This is a genomic window from Streptomyces aculeolatus (assembly GCF_020400605.1).
In the GTDB taxonomy this organism is placed as follows: domain Bacteria; phylum Actinomycetota; class Actinomycetes; order Streptomycetales; family Streptomycetaceae; genus Streptomyces; species Streptomyces aculeolatus.
Window position 1 is genome coordinate 19,444 of record NZ_JAINRD010000019.1, and the last position, 19,547, is coordinate 38,990.

17 protein-coding genes are annotated in these 19,547 nt (G+C 74.5%); 10 read left to right on the top strand and 7 right to left on the bottom strand.

What is annotated here, in order from left to right:
• Nucleotides 1–79 precede the first annotated feature (79 nt).
• Nucleotides 80–1,612 carry an MFS transporter gene (locus LG396_RS26895; RefSeq protein WP_225796739.1) on the bottom strand — a complete coding sequence of 511 codons (1,533 nt, stop codon included), beginning with the start codon at nt 1,610–1,612 and terminating at the stop codon, nt 80–82.
• A 131-nt stretch (nt 1,613–1,743) separates the two neighbouring features.
• Complete coding sequence (locus tag LG396_RS26900) at nt 1,744–2,448, bottom strand: TetR/AcrR family transcriptional regulator (protein WP_037745561.1); 705 nt, start codon at nt 2,446–2,448, stop codon at nt 1,744–1,746.
• 220 nt (nt 2,449–2,668) lie between these two features.
• Between LG396_RS26900 and LG396_RS26905 the strand changes: the two genes are divergently transcribed.
• From LG396_RS26905 to LG396_RS26920, 4 genes are all read left to right on the top strand, one after another.
• Entirely contained in the window at nt 2,669–6,211 is a 3,543-nt protein-coding gene (locus LG396_RS26905) for an MFS transporter (RefSeq protein ID WP_225796835.1), read from the top strand.
• On the top strand, nt 6,208–7,929 hold the full coding sequence (locus LG396_RS26910) for an ABC transporter ATP-binding protein (protein WP_225796740.1): 1,722 nt from the start codon (nt 6,208–6,210) through the stop codon (nt 7,927–7,929). The genes LG396_RS26905 and LG396_RS26910 overlap by 4 nt, the downstream gene beginning before the upstream one ends.
• Before the next feature lie 140 nt (nt 7,930–8,069).
• A complete protein-coding gene (locus LG396_RS26915; protein WP_225796741.1) occupies nt 8,070–8,486 on the top strand; it encodes a hypothetical protein in 417 nt (138 codons plus the stop codon).
• A 2-nt stretch (nt 8,487–8,488) separates the two neighbouring features.
• A complete protein-coding gene (locus LG396_RS26920; RefSeq protein WP_225796742.1) occupies nt 8,489–9,988 on the top strand; it encodes a caspase, EACC1-associated type in 1,500 nt (499 codons plus the stop codon).
• 72 nt (nt 9,989–10,060) lie between these two features.
• On the opposite strand, the gene LG396_RS26925 is transcribed toward LG396_RS26920, so the two are convergent.
• Nucleotides 10,061–10,603: a DUF1707 SHOCT-like domain-containing protein gene (locus LG396_RS26925; RefSeq protein ID WP_225796743.1), complete on the bottom strand. Its 543-nt coding sequence runs from the start codon at nt 10,601–10,603 to the stop codon at nt 10,061–10,063.
• A gap of 267 nt (nt 10,604–10,870) precedes the next feature.
• Here LG396_RS26925 and LG396_RS26930 point away from each other — a divergent pair, with 267 nt between their 5' ends.
• The gene (locus LG396_RS26930; protein ID WP_037745590.1) at nt 10,871–11,359 is read left to right on the top strand and encodes a hypothetical protein; all 489 of its coding nucleotides are present in this window, start codon (nt 10,871–10,873) and stop codon (nt 11,357–11,359) included.
• Nucleotides 11,360–11,505: 146 nt separating this feature from the next.
• Here LG396_RS26930 and LG396_RS26935 read toward each other — a convergent pair whose 3' ends face one another.
• Nucleotides 11,506–12,573: a helix-turn-helix domain-containing protein gene (locus tag LG396_RS26935; protein WP_225796744.1), complete on the bottom strand. Its 1,068-nt coding sequence runs from the start codon at nt 12,571–12,573 to the stop codon at nt 11,506–11,508.
• A 305-nt stretch (nt 12,574–12,878) separates the two neighbouring features.
• Between LG396_RS26935 and LG396_RS26940 the strand changes: the two genes are divergently transcribed.
• Complete coding sequence (locus LG396_RS26940) at nt 12,879–13,463, top strand: TetR/AcrR family transcriptional regulator (RefSeq protein WP_225796745.1); 585 nt, start codon at nt 12,879–12,881, stop codon at nt 13,461–13,463.
• A gap of 43 nt (nt 13,464–13,506) precedes the next feature.
• Here LG396_RS26940 and LG396_RS26945 read toward each other — a convergent pair whose 3' ends face one another.
• Nucleotides 13,507–14,193, bottom strand: a complete 687-nt coding sequence (locus tag LG396_RS26945; RefSeq protein WP_225796746.1) for a TetR/AcrR family transcriptional regulator — start codon at nt 14,191–14,193, stop codon at nt 13,507–13,509.
• 44 nt (nt 14,194–14,237) lie between these two features.
• Here LG396_RS26945 and LG396_RS26950 point away from each other — a divergent pair, with 44 nt between their 5' ends.
• Nucleotides 14,238–15,281, top strand: a complete 1,044-nt coding sequence (locus LG396_RS26950) for a saccharopine dehydrogenase family protein (RefSeq protein WP_225796747.1) — start codon at nt 14,238–14,240, stop codon at nt 15,279–15,281.
• Here LG396_RS26950 and LG396_RS26955 read toward each other — a convergent pair.
• Nucleotides 15,229–15,849, bottom strand: a complete 621-nt coding sequence (locus LG396_RS26955) for a TetR/AcrR family transcriptional regulator (RefSeq protein WP_026278497.1) — start codon at nt 15,847–15,849, stop codon at nt 15,229–15,231. The two genes, LG396_RS26950 and LG396_RS26955, sit on opposite strands and share 53 nt — an antisense overlap.
• A gap of 96 nt (nt 15,850–15,945) precedes the next feature.
• On the opposite strand from LG396_RS26955, the gene LG396_RS26960 reads away from it, so the two are divergent.
• Nucleotides 15,946–16,344 carry a nuclear transport factor 2 family protein gene (locus LG396_RS26960; RefSeq protein WP_037745609.1) on the top strand — a complete coding sequence of 133 codons (399 nt, stop codon included), beginning with the start codon at nt 15,946–15,948 and terminating at the stop codon, nt 16,342–16,344.
• Between the two features lie 107 nt (nt 16,345–16,451).
• Entirely contained in the window at nt 16,452–17,885 is a 1,434-nt protein-coding gene (locus LG396_RS26965) for a hypothetical protein (protein ID WP_225796748.1), read from the top strand.
• A gap of 66 nt (nt 17,886–17,951) precedes the next feature.
• Here LG396_RS26965 and LG396_RS26970 read toward each other — a convergent pair whose 3' ends face one another.
• Nucleotides 17,952–18,590 (bottom strand): TetR/AcrR family transcriptional regulator, encoded by a 639-nt coding sequence (locus LG396_RS26970; RefSeq protein WP_225796749.1) that lies wholly within the window; start codon nt 18,588–18,590, stop codon nt 17,952–17,954.
• A gap of 122 nt (nt 18,591–18,712) precedes the next feature.
• On the opposite strand from LG396_RS26970, the gene LG396_RS26975 reads away from it, so the two are divergent.
• Nucleotides 18,713–19,501 carry an SDR family NAD(P)-dependent oxidoreductase gene (locus LG396_RS26975; protein WP_225796750.1) on the top strand — a complete coding sequence of 263 codons (789 nt, stop codon included), beginning with the start codon at nt 18,713–18,715 and terminating at the stop codon, nt 19,499–19,501.
• Nucleotides 19,502–19,547 lie beyond the last annotated feature (46 nt).

The window sequence follows — 19,547 nt, forward strand, 5'->3', positions numbered from 1 at the left end:
GTCAGCCTCCCCGCCCGGCCGCCCACCTCAGCCTCCCCGCCCGGCCGCCCACCTCAGCCTCCCCGCCCGGCCGCCCACCTCAGCCGTCCTCCTCCGCTTTCATCGGCCCCACCCCCCGCAGCGCGACGGCCGCGACCACGGCGAGGACGGCCACGGCCGCCCCGGCGATCCCGGTGGCGACGTTCAGGCCCGTGACGAACGCCTCCTCCGACCGCCGCAGCACCCACGCGGGCAACTCCGCCTCCGCGCCCGCCGCGGCGGGCAGCCCGTCGCCCGCGGCCTGCCGCGCGCTGTCCGGCAGCCCGGCCGGAATCCACCCCTCCATGCGGGCGCGGTACACCACCGTCGTGACGCTGCCCAGCACCGCGACCCCCACCGCGAGGCCCAACTCCTGCACCGTCTCCGACAGCGCCGACGCGGACCCCGCCTGCTCCGGCGGCGCGGAGCCGACGACGAGGTCCGTACCGAGCGCGGCGAGGGCGCCGAGCCCGAGGTAGACGAGCGCGAAGCCGGTGACGACCGGGCCCGCGCCGTCCGTGCGGTCGACGGTGGCGAGCAGCCCGTACCCGATCACGGACACCCCCAGCGTCGCCCCGACGACGTAGCCCGGGCGGATCCTGCGCGCCAGCAGCGGCGCCCCGATCGCGGCGACGAACATCATGAGCGCGGGCGGGCCCATCCACGCCCCCGCGGCCAGCGGGGTCATGCCCTCGACCAACTGCAGGTGCTGGGTGACCAGATACATCACCCCGCCGACCCCGACGAGGCCGACCAGCAGCAGCCCCAGCGCCACCCCGAACGTCCGCTCCGCGAACAGCCGCAGGTCGAGGAGCGGCGCGGCGAGCGTGCGCTGCCGTCGTACGAACCACACCCCCGACGCCGCCCCGGCCGCCAGCGCCGGCACCGTCGCACCGCCGAGGCCGCCGGCGCCCTCGGCCGCGACGTGCTTGACGGCGTAGACCACGGGCAGGATCGCGCCGAGCGAGAGCACGACGCCGGCGAGGTCGAACGGCCCCTCCTGGCGCGCCCGGTACTCGGGCAGCAGGAAGGGCGCCGCGACCAGCACCACCGCGACCATCGGCACGGCGACGAGGAACGCGGAGCCCCACCAGAAGCGCTCCAGCAGCGCCCCGCCGACGAGCGGCCCGGCGGCCATGCCCAGCGCGAACATGGTCGCCCAGATGCCGATGGCGAGCGCGCGCTGGCGGGCGTCGGCGAACATGTTGCTGATCAGCGCGAGCGTGGACGGCATGAGCGTCGCCCCGGCGATCCCGAGCGCGGCCCGCGCGGCGATCAGCGCCTCGGCGCTGGGCGCGTACGCCGCGGCGACCGAGGCGGCCCCGAAGGCGCCGGCGCCGGCGAGCAGCAGGCGGCGGCGGCCGAAGCGGTCGCCCAACGTGCCCATGGTGACCAGGAACCCGGCGATCAGGAAGCCGTACGCGTCCATGATCCACAGGGCCTGGGTGCCGCTGGGGTGCAACTCGGCGGCGAGGGCGGGGAGCGCGAGGTAGAGGACGGTGACGTCCAGGCCGAGCAGCACGGTGGGCACGGCGAGCACGGCGAGCCCCGCCCACTCCCTCGGGCCGGCGCGGCGGGCGACGGACGTGGTCATACGGGGCTCCCTCGGCGTGGACGACCGGCTCACTTTCTTGAACGATAGTTCTAGTTGTTGCTTTGTTCAAATTGTTTGCCGCGGGCGGCGAGGAGGCGGGGTGTGGCGGGAAGGGGCGGGAAAGGGCGGGCCTATGCGGGCCGGGCGGCCTCGGCGAGGAGTCCGTCGACGATGATCCGCAGCACCTGCGGGTACAGGTCGAGGGCCGACCGCTCCGGCCACAGGTCGCCGATGGCCGCGAGCTGCGGCTGCCTGGACGGGTCGAGGCGGTGCAGGCCGAACGCCGTGTCCGCGGAGCCGACCTGCGCGCGGCGGCGGTCCGAGCGGGCGCGTACGAGGACCTCGCCGACGGTGTAGTACCAGATGCTCCGGAAGACGTCGACGGCCTGCCCCTGCGTGCAGCCCGCGTCCACCGCGCCCGCGACGATCGTCTCGACGATCCACAGGGCGGAGTCGCCGAGCCGCCCGATGAACCCGTCCGCGGTCAGCGCCTCGGCCGCCCAGGGCCAGTTGGTGAGCGCGTCGTGCATCGTCGTGGCGGCGACGACGATCCGCTCGCGCGGGTCGTCGGGCAGCTCGGGGCGCGCGAGTTGGTCGAGGTGCTGGTTGACCAGCTCGACCACCAGGTCGTCCTTGTTGTGGACGTGGTGGTAGAGCGTCGTCGTCCCGACGCCGATCTCGGCGGCCAGCCGGCGGACGGTCAGCGTCTCCCAGCCGTCCTCGTCTATGACCCGGCGGGCCGCCGCGAGGATCTCGGCGCGCGACGTCGAGCGCGGCCGGCCGGTGCGGCCGGTGGGCGTGGGGGCGGGCTGTCGGCGGTCTCGTTGTCCGGGCACCGTCCCATCATGCTGCCCCGGGGTCTGCCGGGGAAATCGTCCCAGCTCAGCGGCCTTGTGCGAGGTGTTGTCGGATGGGTGGTGTACTTTAGGAACGTGTTCCGGAACATGTTCCGGAAGTCGGGTGGACGCGGGAGGGGCCATGGCGGGGGAACGGGCAGCGGCGGCGGGCCGGGAAGGTGCGGCGGGCGGTTCCGGGCGTGCGGCGCGGACGGGGCTCGTGCTCGCCACGGCGGCGGTGGCGCAGTTCCTGGTGTCGCTCGACCTGTCGGTGGTGAACGTGGGCCTGCCGGAGATCGGCGCCGCGCTCGGCTTCGGCGAGGTGGGGCTGACGTGGGTCATCCACGCGTATGCGCTCACGTTCGGCGGGCTGCTCCTGCTGGGCGGCAAGGCCGCCGACCGTTACGGGCAGAAGCGGATGCTGCTCGTCGGCCTGGGCCTGTTCGGCGTCGCCTCCCTCCTCGGCGGCTTCGCCACCGAGCCGGGGCACCTGGTCGCGGCGCGGGCCGCCCAGGGCGTCGGCGCTGCGGCCCTCGCCCCTGCGGGGCTGGCGCTGCTGACGGCGACGTTCCCGGGCGGGCGGGCGCGGGTCCGGGCGTTCGGCATCTGGAGCGCGACGAACGCGGCGGGCGGCGCGCTGGGCGTGCTGATCGGCGGAGTGCTCACGGAGTACGCGGGCTGGCGCTGGGTGATGTTCGTGAACGTGCCGATGGCGCTGATCGCCCTGGCCATGACCTGGCGCGGGGTCGCGTCCGACGGGTCGCGGGGGCCCGCCGGCGGCAGGGGGCGCGGCGTTGAGGAGTACGGCGGGGACGGCGGCGGGAAGCGGGGCCGTCCCGACGTGCTCGGGGGAGTGCTGGCGACGGGCGGGATGTCGCTGCTGGTGTTCGGCATCGTCCGTACGGACCGGCACGCCTGGACGTCCGCCGTCACGATCACGACGCTGGCCGTGGCCCTCGCGCTGCTGACCGCGTTCGTCCTGGTCGAACGGACCACCCGGCGCGACCCGCTGGTGCGCCTGGGCCTCCTCGCCAACCGCGCGGTGCTCGGCGCGATCACGTACACGCTGGTGATCGGTGCGGCGATGGCCTCGTCGTTCTACTTCATGTCGCTCTACCTGCAGCGGGTGCTGGGGAACGGCGCGGCGCAGACGGGCCTGCAGGTCCTGCCGTTCGCGCTCGGGGTGGTCGCCGGCTCGGTGCTCGCGGTGAAGCTCGGCTACCGGTACGCGCCGAGGCTCCTGCTCGCCGGGGGCGGGCTGCTGACGGCGGCGGGCTTCGCCTGGTTCGGCCTCGTCGACGCGGACGGTTCGTACGCGGCGGACGTGTTCGGGCCCTCGATCCTGGCCAGCGTCGGCTTCGGCCTCGTCCTGGGCCCGCTGGTCAGCGTCGCCACCGGCGGCGTGGCGGCCCACGAGGCGGGCATGGCGTCCGGCCTGCTCAACAGCGCCCGCCAACTGGGCGCCGCGCTGGGCCTGGCGGCCCTCGGCACCGCGGCACACGACCGCACGGGGGGATCCGCGACGCCGGCCGCCCTCAACGACGGGTATGCGCTGGGGCTGACGCTGTGCGCGGCGCTGCTGCTGGTGGCGGTCCTGATCGCCACCACGGTGCTGCCGCGCCGCGGGGCGGAGAACCCGGGGCGCGGCGACGCGGACGGGAAGCAGCCGGAGGGCGCGGACGACGCCCCACCGCCGTCCGCGGACGGGAAGCAGCAGGAAGCCGCGGGCGACGCCCCACCGCGGCACGCGGAAGCCCCGCCACCGCACGCGGAAGCCCCGCCACCGCACGCGGAAGCCCAACCGCCGTACCGGGGTGCCCATCCGACGCACTCGGACGCCCGACCGACGCACCTGGACGCGCATCCGGCCGCGGACGAGGCCGACTCCGCGCCCCGGGCGGCGCAGCCGCCTTCCCGTACGGTCTCCAAGCTCCTCCGCCCCCACCTCCGCGGGTTCGCCGCCGTCGTGTTCCTCCAGGTCGTCGGCGCCCTCGCCGGCCTCGTGCCGCTGCTCGCCGTCGTCGAGCTGGGCCGTGCGCTGCTGGCCCCCGGTCCCGTCGACCGCGACCGGGTCTGGGCCGTCGTCGCGGTGGGCGCCGCCGGGCTGTTCGTGCGGCTGCTGTTCACCGCCGCGTCGTCCGGGGCCGGGCACCTCCTCGACGGCCGGGTGCAGTTGTCGTTCCGCCGCCGGCTGGCGGCCCGGCTGGGCAGCGTGCCCATCGGCTGGTTCTCCCGGCGCCGGACCGGCGAGCTGGCGAAGGTGGTCGGGGAGGACGTGGGCGCGATGCACCCGCTCATCGCGCACGCGCCCAGCGAGCTGATCTCCGCCTTCGTCGTACCGGCCGCCTCCCTGGCGTACCTCTTCACCGTCGACTGGCGGCTCACGCTCGTCACGCTCGTCCCGGTGGTCCTCGCCCTCGCGCACGTCCCGCTGTTCATGGCCCCCGCACGGGTGCGCGACCAGGAGGAGTTCGACGCGGCCATGGGCCGGATCTCCAGCGCTTCCGTCGAGTTCGTGCAGGGGATTGCGGAGGTCAAGGCGTTCGGCGGCGGCGAGCGCGCGCACCGCGCGTTCCGCACCGCCGCCGACGACTTCACCGACACCTTCAAGCGGATGGTCCACGGCCTCTCCCCGATCGGGGCCGGCATGCAGGTGGCGCTGTCGCCGCCGTTCGTGCTGCTGGTCGTGCTCGTCGGCGGTACGTCCATGATCACGGCCGGTGCCCTGGCCCCCGCCGACCTCCTGCCGTTCCTCCTCCTCGGCCTCGGCCTCACCGCCCCCGTCGCCGCCCTCGGCCACGGCTTCGACGACCTCCAGGGCGCGCGCCGCGCGGTCGGGCGCATCCGGGACGTACTCGACGTGGACCCGCTGCCGCAGCCCGCGCGTCCGCTCACGCCGCGCGGGCACCGCATCGAGCTGCGCGGCGTCCGGTTCGGCTACGGGCCGGAGCGCGAAGTGCTGCGCGGGATCGACCTGGTCCTCGAACCCGGCACCGTCACCGCGGTCGTCGGCCCGTCGGGCAGCGGGAAGTCCACCCTCGTCCAGTTGCTGCCGCGGTTCTTCGACCCCGACCGGGGCTCGGTCCTCCTCGGCGGCGTCGACCTGCGCGACATGGCCGGCTCCGACCTGTACCGCGCGGTCTCGTTCGTCTTCCAGGACGTCCGCCTGCTGCGCGCCTCCGTCGCCGACAACATCGCCCTCGCCGTACCGCGGGCCGGCAGGGAGGACGTGATCGGCGCCGCCCGCCGGGCGCACATCCACGACCGGATCCTCGAACTGCCCCGCGGCTACGACACGGTGATCGGCCAGGAGGCGGAGCTGTCCGGCGGCGAGGCGCAGCGGCTCTCCCTCGCCCGCGCCCTGCTCGCCGCCGCCCCCGTGCTCGTACTCGACGAGGCGACCTCCTTCGCCGACCCGCAGACCGAACTCGCGGTGCGCCGCACCCTCGCGGCACCCGCCGGCGACGACAGGACGACGCTGGTCATCGCCCACCGCCTGGAGACCGTCGCCGAGGCCGACACCGTCGTGATGCTCGCGGACGGGGCCGTCGCCGAACAGGGCAGCCCGGCGGAACTGCTGGCCCGGGACGGCGCGTTCGCCGCGTTCTGGCGTACGTACCGGTCCGCGGCCGCGGACGACGAGGAGCCGCGCCCCGAGGCCCCGCCCGGCCCCGGCGCCCCGCCCGCCTCTGATCCCGCACCCACCCCCGCAAGGGCGACGGCCGGCTACGGCGGCGTCCGGCAAGGAGACGAGCGCCGATGATCCGCACCCTGCTGCGGGTGCTGGGACACCAGCACGCCCGCCCGATGCGCCGCACCCTCGCGCTCATGCTGGCGACCGCGGTCGTGGAGGGGCTGTCCTACGCGCTGCTGGTGCCCGTGCTCCGCGCGCTGTTCGGCAGCTCGCCCGAGGACGCCTGGCCCTGGCTGATCGCCTACGCCGCCGTCTTCGCGGCCTACGGCGTGCTGAAGTTCGCCGCCGACCTCGCCGGCTTCCGCGTCGGCGTCGAGCTGCTGCGCGGGCTGTACCACCGGCTCGGCGACCACCTCGCCCGGCTGCCCGTCGGCTGGTACGGCGCGGGCCGCGTCGGCGAGGTCTCCGACCTCGCCGGCCAGGGCGTGCTCCAGGCCATGAGCGTCATCGCGCACCTGCTGGCGCCTTCCGTCTCCGCCGCCGTGACCCCGCTGACGATCGTCGGCGTCATGCTCCTCTTCGACTGGCAGTTGGGGCTGGCCGCGCTCGCCGCGGTCCCGGTGGTCGCCCTCGTACAGGTCTGGACGAGCCACTCGATGGCCGCCGCCGACGAGGAGCGCGCCGCGCGCGACCACGAGGCCGCCGGCCGCGTCATCGAGTACCTCCAGGCCCAGCCCGTGCTGCGCGCCGGCGGCCGGTCCGCGGAGCGGTTCCGGCTGCTGGACGACTCCCTGCACGACGTGCAGCGCGCCTCCCGCCGCACCACGCTGTCCGTGCTGCCGGGCGCCCTCGGCCTCGCGCTCACCGTGCAGGCCCTCTTCACCGCCCTCCTGGCCCTCGGCGCCTACCTCGCCCTCGACGGCGACATCGGCGCGGCCGAGGTGCTGGCACTCCTCGTCCTCGCCGCCCGCTGCGCGGACCCGCTGCTGTCCCTGTCCGACGTGGCGGGCAAGTTCCGCGCCGCGCACACCGTGGTGACGGGACTCGACACGGTGCTGCGCACGGCGCCGCTCCCCGAAGCCGCCGACCCGGTCGAGCCGGCCGGCCACGCCCTGCAGTTCGACGAGGTCGCCTTCCGCCACGGCGACCGCACGGTCCTGGACGGCGTGTCCCTCACCGTCGCCGAAGGCGAACGCCTCGCCGTCGTCGGCCCGTCCGGCGCCGGCAAGAGCACCCTGCTGCACCTGATCACCCGCTTCTACGACGTCGACGCGGGCGCCGTCCGCGTCGGCGGCCAGGACGTCCGCGCGATCGCCACCGAGACCCTGATGTCCAAGACCGCCATCGTCTTCCAGCACGTCCACCTCTTCGACGGCACCATCGAGGACAACGTCCGCCTCGGCCGCCCCGACGCCACCGACGCCGAGGTCCGCGCCGCCGCCACCGCCGCCCGGCTCGACGAGGTCGTCGACCGCCTCCCCGGCGGCTGGGCGGCCGGGGTCGGCGAGGGCGGCACCGCGCTCTCCGGCGGCGAACGCCAGCGCGTGGCGATCGCCCGCGCCCTGCTGAAGGACGCCCCCGTCGTCCTGCTGGACGAAGTCACCTCCGCGCTCGACCCGGTCAACGAGGCGGCCGTCCACCAGGGCATCGAACGCCTCATGGCCGGCCGCACGGTCGTCATCGTCGCCCACCGCATGCGCACGGTCCGCAGCGCGGACCGCATCGTCTTCCTCGACGCCGGGCGCATAGCCGAAGAGGGCACCCACGACACCCTCCTGGCCCGCAACGGCCCCTACGCCGCCTTCCACCGCGCCACCCGCACCCCGACCGCCGCCGCAACCCCCTGACGATTGGCGCAAGGGCACCCTCGACAGCCGAGGACGCCGATTCGTTCACTCTCCGGATGGGAAACGGGGAGGCCGGTTCCTTGCCGTACGCGGGCTGAACAGCCCCTGGCCGCCGGGGTGTTCGCCATAGACTCCTTCCCATGGCGGACAGGGGCGGGGAGCGTACGGGCACCTTGCGGCTGACGGTGGCCGGGGGCGCGGACGTCGATGACGAGGAACTGGACTCCCTCACCCGGCAGTTGCGGCTCGCGCTGCTGGAGTCGGAGGTCGACGACGTACGCGCCGGGCGGGCGCCCGGCGGCGGGCCCGCGGGGGCGAAGTCCGGGGAGGCCGTGGCGCTGGGGGTGCTGTCGGTGACGTTGGCGCCAGTGGTGCTGCGGTCCGTCGTACGGCTGGTGGAGGCGTGGTTGCAGAACCGGCCCGTCCGGTCCGTACGGCTGGAGCTGGACGGGCGCAGCCTCGAACTGGGCGACGCGACCGGCGCCGAGAAGCAGCGCCTCATCGAGGCGTTCCTCGATGCGTCGCCGCCCGCCCGGGGACCCGCAGACCAGGGCTAGCCGTGGCGCCCCCCGCCCCCGGTGGCCGCGACGCCCTGCTCATCGCCACCGACGCGTACGACGACGACGCCTTCCGGCCGCTCCGCTCCCCGGGCCAGGACTGCACCGGGCTGGCCCGGACGCTCGCCGACCCGCGGATCGGCGGCTTCCGGACCGAGGAGCTGAAGGACGCCCCCGCGCACCAGGTGATGCGCGCCGTCGAGCGCTTCTTCCGCAACCGCAGCCGTGACGACCTCCTCCTGCTGCACCTCTCCTGCCACGGCATCAAGGACGACGACGGCCACCTCCACTTCGCCGCCCGCGACACCGACCGCGACCTGCCCGCGTCGACCGCCATGCCCGCCGCGTTCCTGCGCAGCCAGTTGGAGCGCTGCCGGGCGCGCACGGTCGTCGTCCTGCTCGACTGCTGCTACAGCGGCGCGTTCCTGACGGGCGCCAAGGGCGACGACCAGGTGCATGTACGGGACGAACTCGCCGGCTCCGGCAGGGTGGTGCTCACCGCCACGAACCGCACGGAGTACGCCTGGGAGGGCGAACGCCTGGAGGCCGCAGCCCCGCAGCCGTCCCGCTTCACCGGCGCCCTCATCGAGGGCCTGGCCACGGGCGCGGCGGACCTCGACGGCGACGGCCGGATCACGGTGACGGAGCTGTACGACTACGTCTACGAGTCGCTGCACCGCGCCGGCGCACGGCAGCGGCCCCGGATGTGGGCGGACGTGGAGTACCAGGTCGTCATCGCCGACGTGCCGGCCCCGCCGCCCGCGGGCCACGGCCCCGCACCGCAGGGGGACGGCCGCCGCGACGCGCGGGAGCCGGCCGGCGGACTCCCCGGTGCGGACAGCGAGCTTTCCGGGCTGGGCCGCTCCCGCCGGGGCACCGACGCCTCCCTGCGGCTCGACATGGACCTGGAGGACATGACCCGCGACTCCGTCGAGGAGATCGTGCTCGACACCGCGGTCGTCTGCGCGGCCTGCTCGGGCAGGCTCACGGCGGAGGGGACGTCGATGGAGGTGTGCACGCGCTGCGGGGGCGTGGGCCGGGTGGGAACCGCCAGGTGCCGCAGGTGCAAGGGCCTGGGCACGCTCCTGCCGCACCCCTGCCGCGCGTGCCGCGGCGACGGCCGGGTGCGTACGCGCCGTACGCTCAAGGTCAAGATCCCGGCGGGCGTCGACGACGGCACGCGCATCCGGTTCGCCGGCGAGGGCGAAGTCGGGCCCGGCGGCGGCCCGTCGGCGGACCTGTACGTCGACATCGCCCAGCGGCCGCATCCCCACTTCACCCGCGAGGGCGACGACCTCCACATCCGCGTGCGGCTGTCCACGGCGGAGGCGGCCTCGGGGACGACCGTCCGCGTACCGACCCTCGTGGACGGCGACAAGAGCGTCCGCATCCCCGCCGCCATCCGCGACGGCCAGACCCTCCGTCTGCGCAACCTCGGGATGCCCCACCTCCGGGGGCGCGGCCGCGGCGACCTCTACGTCCACGTGGACCTCCACCGCTGACGCCCCCTCGGGCACCGGTCACGTCCCGCACCCGGCGCGCCGCCCGCGTGCCGCGGGCCGCCCAGCCCTCGGTCAGCGACGCGCGTGCCGCACCGTCAGCCGGCCGAAGCCCATGACCCCGGAGATCCGGATCGTCGGTCCTCCGGGGGCGGCCCGGCGCGGCGGCCTGTAGACGGAGTCCTTCATGCCGGTCTGCACGCCGTCGAGGTCGACCACCGCGTCGTGCGGCACCGTGATCGTGGCCCTGCCCGTACCGACGTTCAGCACGATGTCGACCACCGGGTGCTCGATCACCGCCCGCGACAGGTCCAACCGCACCCGCCCCAACGCCGACTCCACCCGCAGCGTCCGCGGCACCCGCCACGCCCCGCTCCGCTTGATCCGCCCGGTGGCGGCCCCGATCGTGGCCGACCTGCCCGGGTCGGGTGCCGGCAGCGACGCCAGCGCCGCGTCCAGTTCGCCGCGCGTCGTGGCGGAGAGCGCCCGGTCGAGGCGCGCGTCCATGTCCTCGCGGGTCAGCCGCCCTTCTGCGTACGCATCACGCAGGCGCCCCGCGCAGCTGTCCCGTTCCTCGTCGCCGACGAGCGTCGAAGCGTCATCTTGAGGGGAGGTCACGGCCTCACTTTAGTGGCGCCCGCGTGCGCCCTTCCCAATCCCGGTGCGCCCGCGCCCCGTTACGCGTCGTGCGATCCCCGCCCCCGGCCCGCAGGATCGGGTGGATTTGCGCCGGATGCTTCTACAACCCCCTAGGGGCGTCACGGGTCTTACCGGGTATCCGGGGCATGAGCCGTATGCTTCTGAAATCCCTCTGTGTCCAGAAAAGGGAGTACAGCTATGCGTTCCACCCGACTCAGGAAACTCGCTCTGGCAGCCGCGGCGACCGTGCTCGTCCTCACGCCCGCCGGCGCCGCCTACGCGGGCAGCGGCCCCGCGCCGGCGCCCGCCGACAAGAGCGACCGGGCCGCGGCCACCGCGCCCACCGCGCAGGGCAACCCCGACAGCAAGCGGGCCCAGGCAGCCGGGGTCTGCGACGACGCGTACCAGGTCGGGGCGACCGGCCACATCAAGCGGAGCGGCACGACCATCGCCTCCGTCAAGCAGTTCTACTCCCCGTCGTGCAAGGAGAACTACGGCTACCTGTGGGTGTGGGACAGCTTCCACACGGGCGCGAAGCCGTACGACGTGACCCTCGGCGTGTTCAGCTATGACAGGGACGCCGTGGTCGGCAAGGTCGGGAAGAACGACACCAGGCAGCAGGAGTTCTGGACGCAGGGCACCGACACCGCGAACGAGTGCACGGCCGCCGTCGGCACGCTGCGCCCCGAGGGCGCACCGCTGCCCAACCAGGGCGCTTCCGAGAAGCGCTGCTGAACGCTCGCCGCCGTACACGTCCCCGGCGCGGGCGGGGGCGGCAGCGCGCCGCCCCCGCCCGCGCCGTCCCGGTCACCGGGATGCCGCGCGCCTCAGCCCCACTCGTGCTCCAGGGGCGTACCCGAAGGACAGGACCTCCGCCCGCCTCACACCGTCACGGCCTGGGTGTGGCCCGCGAGGAGTGCGGTGCCCAGCGGCGTGAGGGAGTGGTGGACGCGGTTGCGCAGGCGCGTGCTGGTGATCAGCCCGGCGCGGCGCAGCACCGCCGCGTGCTCGCTCGCCGAGGAGGCCGACACCCCCGCCCGGCGGGCCAGTTCCGAGGTGGTGCACAGGCCGCCGAGGCTCTGCAGGACGGCGGCCCGGGTGTGCCCGAGGAGGTGCGCGAGGCTCTCGGCCTCGACCGCCTCCGCGCCACCGCCACCGGCCTCCGAGCCCCCGGCAGACCCTCCGGCAGCCCCACCGACAGCTGAGCCGACCGAGCCGCCACCGGCAGCCCTCACCCGGTGCCGTGCCGGCGGCCGGGCCGGGTAGACCAGGATCGGCGGCAGCGACCCGTCCGCCAGCGCGACCGGCAACTGCCGGCAGAAGTACGACGGCACGAGCACGAGCCCGCGCCCGTCGAGGTGGAGGTCGCGGTCGATCGGATAGTCCACCGTCAGCACCGGGGGCCGCCACCGCAGCAGCGAGCCGAAGGTGTGCAGCATCGCGTCCGCACCCGCGACGCTCTGCGTCTGCGCACGCCACAGCCGGTCCTGCTCCGTACGCTCGCTGATCCACGACCACGCCGGCCGCAGGACGGACGCGTGGTACGCGCGCAGCGCCCGCCCCAGCCGCCGCAGGCTGTCCGGCTCGCCCTCCGCCAGCGGCCGCATCCACGCGGGCGGCGATGCCCGTTCCACGAGCCGGGTCAGCTCGGCGCGCAGCCGTGGCCGGGGCGTGGACAGCACGGCGTCGATGCCGTGCTCCAGGCCGCCCAGCGAGGCCGCCGGGGTGAGGAAGTCGGGAAAGTAGCCGCGGGGCGGCATCACGGGCCGCAGCATCCGCAGCGCGGAGCGGCCGCGGGGGCACTCCCGCGTACGCCAGGCGCGCAGCGCCGGGTCCGGGTTCCGTTCGGTGAGCTGGTGGACGCTGAGGACCGTCTCCCACAGCGGGTCCGGACCGTCGGCGATCCGGGTGCGCGCCAGGTCGGCGGCGGTGAAATGCACGCGCAGCAACTTCCCTCCCCCGTGTCGTGTCCCGGCTTGCGGGCACGTCCCCCCGATTCCCGGTCTCTCCTGCTCCGGGACTTGCCGGCGGTGCGTGGCGGGTCCGGTCCCCTGTTCCGGGCCCGCCGGCACCGACGGTGTGGAACGGCCGGGGAACGACCGTTCTCCGCAGAGACTGTAATGTCGAGAACGGTCGTTCTCAAGCGGCCGGACGCTGCCGCGACATGATCGGGACAGCCCCGGTACGTTGTGGGCGGCGAAGATCGGCGGCATCGGGCGCAACGGGCGGAACGCGGCGGAACGGAGCAGGGGACATGGACGACGCGGACAACGAGGCCGCCAGGCAGCGCGTACTCGAAGCCGCCGACCGGCTCTTCTACGCCCACGGCATCCGCGCGGTCGGCATGGACCGGATCCGCGACGCCTCCGGCGTCTCCCTCAAGCGCCTCTACCGCTGCTTCGCCTCCAAGGACGAGCTGGTCGAGGCGTACCTGCGGCGGCGCGACCGCTGGGTGCGCGGGGAGCTGGCGGACTTCGTCGCCAAGGAGGCCACCGGCCTGCCGCGGGAGCGGGTGCTGGCGGTCTTCGACTGGCTGGAATGGTGGTTCGGCGAACCGGACTTCCGCGGCTGCCCGTTCACGAACGCCTTCAACGAGGTCGGCGCCGACAGCGCCCGCGCCGCCGCCGCGGTCCGCGACCACCAGCTCGCCGTCAGCGCGTACCTCCGCGGCCTGATCGCCGCCACGGGGGCCGCCGACCCGGACGCGGTCACGAACCGCTGCCTGGTCCTGTACGCCGGCTCCCTCATGTTCGCCACCATCTCCGGCACCACCTCCCCGGCGAAGTACGCGCGCGAGACGGCGGCCGCGATCCTGCCGCCGGAGTCCGGGAGCCGCTGACTCCGGGGATCGCCGAGGCCGGAGCCGCCGGGTCCGGGAGCCCTCAGGGCAGGAGCTGGCGTACGAGGCCGTCCGCCGCCCACCGCTCCCAGCGCGCCGGCGGCCAGCCGCGGCCGGTGACGAGCAGGCCGTACGTCTCCGGACCCAGGACGGCGAACGCGACGTCGGCGGCCGAGGCGGCATCGTGCCCGTCGCGCAGCCCGCCGGCCCCGGCCGGCCCCGCCGCCCCCGCCTCAGCCCGCGCCTCGGCTCCCGCCCCGGCAGCCGCCTTGGCCGCCAGCGCCTCGGCGAACCGCAGCTGGACGGTATGCCGCTGCTCCTCGTACGTCCGCCACAGCCCGGCCAGTTCCTCATCGGCGCCGACCGCGCCGCGTACGACCTCCAGCACCTCCGCCGTACGCCCCAGGATCCGCCGCGCGCCCGCCGCCTGGCGGGCGAGCTGCGCGGCGGGGTCGGGCTCGGCGAGGACCGCGCGCGCCCAGGGGCGGTCGAGGGTGGCGACGGGGTCGGTGTCGCCGGCGATGGCGGTGTCGAGGAGTTCCTTCACGAGGGCGCGCTTGCTGCCGAAGGTGAAGTAGACCGTCTGCACGCCGACTCCGGCGGCCCCGGCGATGTCCCCGACGGTGGTGGCGGACCAGCCGCGTGCGACGAAGAGGCGGGTGGCGGCGTCGAGCATGCGCTGCCGGGTGCGGCGGGTCTTCTCCGCGCGGGTCGTCGGTCGGTCGGTCACGGCGGTGCGGTGCTCCCGTCTGGTTTCATTGGAGTGTGACTACAGTGAAATCTATCAGCGGCGGGCCGGTGCTGGTGGTCGGCGGGTACGGGGCCGTCGGCACGGCGGTGACGGAGCGGCTGGGGGAGTGGTTCCCGGGCCGGGTGCTCCCCGGCGGCCGGGACGGGGCCAGGGCGCGGAGCCTGGGCGGGGTGCGCGTGGACACGGCGGACCCGGACCACTTCCGGCGGCTGCTGGACGCCGAGGGCGTGGCCGCGGTGGTCCTGTGCGTCGAGCCGCCGGACGAGGGCATCGCGAGAGCCTGCCTGGAACGGGGCGTCCACGTGGTGGACGTGGGCGCGACGCCGCGCCGACTCGACGCGGTGGAGGGGCTGCACGACGTGGCGGCCGGCGCGGGGGCGAGCGCCGTACTGAGCGTCGGCGTGGCCCCGGGCCTGACGAACCTCCTCGCCCACCGCGCCCACTCGGCGGTCGGCGGCGCCGCGCGCCTCGACGTCACCGTGCTCCTCGGCTCCGGCGCCCGCCACGGCGCGGACGCGGTGCGCTGGACGGTGGCGGGCCTGGCCGAGCCCGCCGCGGCGGGTGCGCGGCGGACGGCGCTGCCGGGCTACGGGGTACGGGCCGCGCACCCGTTCCCGTTCTCGGACCAGCACACCCTGCGCCGTACGCTCGGCATCCCGGAGGCGACCACGCGCCTGTGCCTGGACTCCCGGGTCCTCACCGGTCTCCTGTTCGCCCTGCGCCGTACGGGCGCCCTGCGCGCCGCCGGCCGCCCGGCCCTCGCGGGCCTGCTCACCGAGGCGTTCGGCCGGGTGCACCTGGGCGGCGACGGCTTCGCGCTACGGGCCGACGCCCACCGCGGCGCCGCACACGCGGCCCTCGCCCTCACCGGCCGCGAACAGAGCACCGTCACCGGCCTGGTGGCCGCGTACGCCACCCGCGAACTGCTCACCGCCGGCCTGCCCGCAGGCGTACACCACCTGGAGCAGCTGCCGCAGCTGGCGGACCTGCCGGAGAGGCTGGCGGGGGACGGGGTCAGGGTGTGGACGCGTCGCCGAGAGCCAGCCCGGAGACGAGCTGCCGGATGATCGACTTGATCGCGAGGTCGTCCCGCGCGGAGTCCCCGCCGTGGGCGAGGTACTGGGCCGCCTCGTCCAGCGCGCCCACGAGCACGAGCGCCAGCGGCCGCACGGCCTGCGTACGGATCCGGCCCGCCGCGACGGCACCGGCGAGCGCCGACTCCAACAGGCCGATGGTGTGCCGCAACTCCACCTCCCGCCACCGCGCCCAGCCGAGCACGGCGGGCGCGTCGAGCAGGATGACGCGCTGCACCGCGGGATCCGCCGAGGCGTCGAGCCAGGCGAGGCAGCCGACGATCAGGCTGTCGACCGGATCGGCAGCACCCGCGGCGGACACGGCCGCGTCGATCTCCCCGACCAACTCGCGCTCGACGTCCTCGAAGACGGCCTCGAAGAGGTCCCGCTTGTCCGCGAACTGGTGGTACATGGCCCCCCGGCTCACCCCGGCGGCGTCGGCGATCGCCACGGTGCTGACGCCCCCGTAGCCGAGCCGCCCGAACAGCTCGCGCCCGGCGGCGATCAGCGCCTGCCGCGTCGCCACGGAGCGCTCTGCCTGGGTACGACGATCACCGGCCATATCGGCGCCAGCCTATAAGGACGCTTGACGGCCGGCCGACGCGCTGCGAGGCTTAAAAACAATCAGACTGTTTGTTTCTGCGACGGAGGCCGGCCGATGGACACGACATCCACCCGCGACCTGTTCGAGCGCTACCACGCCTGCTGGGAAGCCCGCGACCCCGCCCGCATCGCCGAACTCCACACCCCCGACTCGGTCTTCCACCTCCACTCGGGCCAGGCCCCCGCCCGCGGCCGCGACGAGATCCGCGCCGCGGCAGCCGACTCCTTCGCCCTGGTCCCGGACCTGGCCTTCGAACTGATCGCCCTCCGCGTCGGCGACGACTTCTGGGCGGCCCGCATGAAGATGACGGGCACCTCGGCCGCGGGCACGGCGGTGGCCATCGACCTGGCCGACTTCGTCCTGGTCCGCGACGGCGAAGTACTGGAGAAGCATTCGTACGTAGACGGCCCAGCCATGCAAGCGGCCCTGACCCCGCCCGCGCACACGGCCTGACGACCGCCACCCCCGGAAACTCCGGGCCGACGGCCACGCCCCGAATCCCGCCCGGCGCCTGTCACGTGACGGTCTGTAGGGTGGCCCGCTGAGTTGAGGGGGAGTGCATGGGGGTGGCGAGGCCGGGGGCCGGTGTCGCGGTTGTGCTGGGGCTGGTGCTGGTCGCGGGCTGCGGCGGCGACGGCGGCTCCGGGGGCGGTCCGGGGGGCGGTTCCGGGGGCGGCAAGGGCACGGCGGGGGCGAGCGGCGGGGACGTGGCCGGGCCGGTGGGGGAGTCGCCGGTGCCCGAGGCGTACGACAAGGCCGCGGGCTGGTCGCAGCCGCTGGAGTGGATGGCGGGGTCGACGTCCCCGGCGATGCCCGTGACCGTCGCGCCGCGGGCGGACACCGTGGCGTACCTCCTCGGCGCCTCCGGCGGCTACACCGTCGAGGCCCGCGACGCCCGCTCCGGCGACCTGCGCTGGTCGAGCAGGCCGTGGACCCCGCCGCCGCCCGTGGAGGAGCCGTCGGCGGAGGGCGGGCCGGTGGTCCCGAGCGTGGCCACCGTGGTGCAGGACGGCCGCGAGTACGTCGTCGTCTGGGCGTACGGCATGGAGGGCAAGGACGAGTTGCACGACGGCAAGGAGGTCGTGCGCCTGGCGGTCTTCCCCGCGGACGGCTCGGGCGAGGGCGCGGCGCCGGCGCGGCAGGTCTCCGTACCGGTGGACGCCTCGTCCGGCGTGCAGGTGCGCGACGGCGGCGACGGGGCGCTGGTCACCTGGGAACCGGTCGGCTCGGACGTCTACGGCGCGTCCGTGGACCTGACGACCGGGAAGAGCACGAGGTTCGGCTACGAGGACCTGGAGATGCCGCAGTGCGGGCCGGTGTCGTGCATCGACGGCAAGGTCGTCGGCGCGGGCGGCGACGGGCCGGTGGTGAGCATGGCGAGCGGCGGTTTCGGCGTACCGGGCAGCTGGTTCAACGAGGACTTCGCGCCCGCGGGCGTGTGGAAGGACCCGTACGGCGACGAGATCAATGGCCGCGTGACAGCCGCCTCCCCGGCGCACGTGGCGGCGGTCTGGCGGGTCGGCGAAGCAGGGTTCGACGCCGACTACGCGTGGTCGCTGCACGACGCGCGGACCGGGGAACTCCGGGCGCAGCTGGACTGCGACGCGGAGGACGTGGCGGAACAGGGCAGCGCGTGGGAACCGGCATCCGGCGAGACCCCCGAACTGTCCACGTCCCCCAACGGCCGCTACGCGGCGGCAGGCCCGGCGGCGTTCGACCTGAAGACCGGCAAGGGCGTCTGCCTCGCCGGCGACGGCGACCGCAAGGAGATGCACCTGCTGTCGGTCACCGACGACGGCAAGGGCTACGGCTACGTCGCCGAGGAGTCGGAAGGTCCTCAGACGGCAGTCGAGGTGGACCTGGCCACGGGCACCCCGGAGGCCCTCCCGCCCGACACGGACGTCCCGTTCCGCCCCTTGCGGGGCACGGCCCTGTTCGTCCCCCTGATCGGCGGCGGCGACACCCCGGCGGTCCAAGTACTCCACCACCGCTAGAGACCGCCGCGGACCAGCGCCCCTGGCCAACCCGTCCCTGCCGGAGATTGCAGGGGATTCCCGGTCTCAGGTGCCGTGGGTCCCCGGCGCGCCGTATCGGGCGACCATGGTGAGCACCGCTTGGTCGACCGCGTTGGTGACGGCGGAGTCGTCAGGCTCCCAGCGTGCGAGCAGCATCCGCGGCCAGAACACGTAGTTGGAGATCATCCCGAGGAACTGGGTCGCCGCCGTCTCCGCATCGTCGAGCAGGGCTGTACCGGCGGCGTTTTCCGCAGCCAGGTAGCGGCGGACCGATTCGAAGTAGGGCATCTTGCCGAGCTTGAACTGGGTCTCGCCGAGCTCCGGGAAGCGCGGCACCTCGGCGATGACGATGCGGAAGAGGGCGGCCATGCCGGGCTGGGTGAGGAGCGCCACGTACCGGTGCCCGATGGTCTCAAGCCCGGCGCGGAGGTTCCCCGGCTCGGGGAGGGGCGCCTCCTCGTCGTCGACCTTCCAGTGTTCGGTGACGATCGCCTCGAACAGGGCCGCCTTGGTGGTGAACTGCTTGAACAGAGTCGCCCTCGACACCCCTGCCGCCTCGGCGATGCGGGCCAGCGAGGTGCCGTCGTATCCGGAGTCGAGGAACAGCCTCGTCGCCGCCTCGATGATGGACGTCCGCTTCTGCGCTGCCACGCGCCGGTGGTATTCCGAGGGCTGTGCCGTCATGCACTCCAGTATGCCGCTTGCTACGAGGTGAGTCACTTGACTCACCTCTAGCGCGGCCCCTACCTTGAGAAAGGAGGTGAGCCACTCGACTCACCACTCATGCACGTCCGGAAGGAAGCATCATGGGACGCTTTGAGGGCCAGACCGTCATTGTTACGGGCGGTGGCGGGGGCATGGGCAGTAGCCATGTACGGGGCTACCACGCCGAGGGGGCGAACGTCGTCATTGCCGGCCGCGACGACGACGCCGGCCGGGATCTCGCTGATCGGCTCGGCCATCGGGCTCTGTCCGTTCACCTGGATGTCGCCAGCGAGGACGACTGGGCGGCGGTGGTGCGAGAAGTCGAAGGCCACTTCGGGCCGATCACCATCCTGGTGAACAACGCGGGCGTCCAGAACCCGGCGGCCCCTATCGAGCACACCGAACTCCGCACCTGGGAGCACACCTTCAGCGTCAACGTCACCGGCCAGTTCCTCGGCATCAGGGCCGTGGCCCCGTCGATGCGCAGGGGCGGTGGCGGAAGCATCGTCAACATCGCCTCGACCATGGCCCACATCGGCACGGCCTTCTACGCCCCTTACACCGCCAGCAAGTGGGCCGTGCGCGGACTGACCAGGACGGCCGCGCTGGAACTCGGCCGGGACAACATCCGGGTCAACTCCATCCACCCCGGCGTCGTCTCCACACCACTGATCAACGAACCCGCCGTCGCAGGCCAGCCGGCCATCGCCGACTTCTACTCACCCGATCCGTTCGCCATCCCCCGCCTCGCCGAACCCTCCGAGGTCACCCGCCTGTTGCTCTTCATCACCTCTCAGGACGCATCTTTCGCCACGGGCTCGGAATTCGTCCTGGACGGGGGCCTCCTGCTCGGCCCCGCACTGCAACCCGAAGCCGACATCGCAGCTTGAGCCGGCAATGCGGTACGGAGCACGCAGTCGCGGGCGGCCCAAGGCG

Excerpts from the sequence above, each read along its gene's own strand:
- LG396_RS26895 (WP_225796739.1), bottom strand. The coding sequence starts at position 1,612 with ATGACCACGTCCGTCGCCCGCCGCGCCGGCCCGAGGGAGTGGGCGGGG.
- LG396_RS26910 (WP_225796740.1), top strand. The coding sequence starts at position 6,208 with ATGATCCGCACCCTGCTGCGGGTGCTGGGACACCAGCACGCCCGCCCG.
- LG396_RS26915 (WP_225796741.1), top strand. The coding sequence starts at position 8,070 with ATGGCGGACAGGGGCGGGGAGCGTACGGGCACCTTGCGGCTGACGGTG.
- LG396_RS26940 (WP_225796745.1), top strand. The coding sequence starts at position 12,879 with ATGGACGACGCGGACAACGAGGCCGCCAGGCAGCGCGTACTCGAAGCC.
- LG396_RS26955 (WP_026278497.1), bottom strand. The coding sequence starts at position 15,849 with ATGGCCGGTGATCGTCGTACCCAGGCAGAGCGCTCCGTGGCGACGCGG.
- LG396_RS26960 (WP_037745609.1), top strand. The coding sequence starts at position 15,946 with ATGGACACGACATCCACCCGCGACCTGTTCGAGCGCTACCACGCCTGC.
- LG396_RS26965 (WP_225796748.1), top strand. The coding sequence starts at position 16,452 with ATGGGGGTGGCGAGGCCGGGGGCCGGTGTCGCGGTTGTGCTGGGGCTG.
- LG396_RS26970 (WP_225796749.1), bottom strand. The coding sequence starts at position 18,590 with ATGACGGCACAGCCCTCGGAATACCACCGGCGCGTGGCAGCGCAGAAG.
- LG396_RS26975 (WP_225796750.1), top strand. The coding sequence starts at position 18,713 with ATGGGACGCTTTGAGGGCCAGACCGTCATTGTTACGGGCGGTGGCGGG.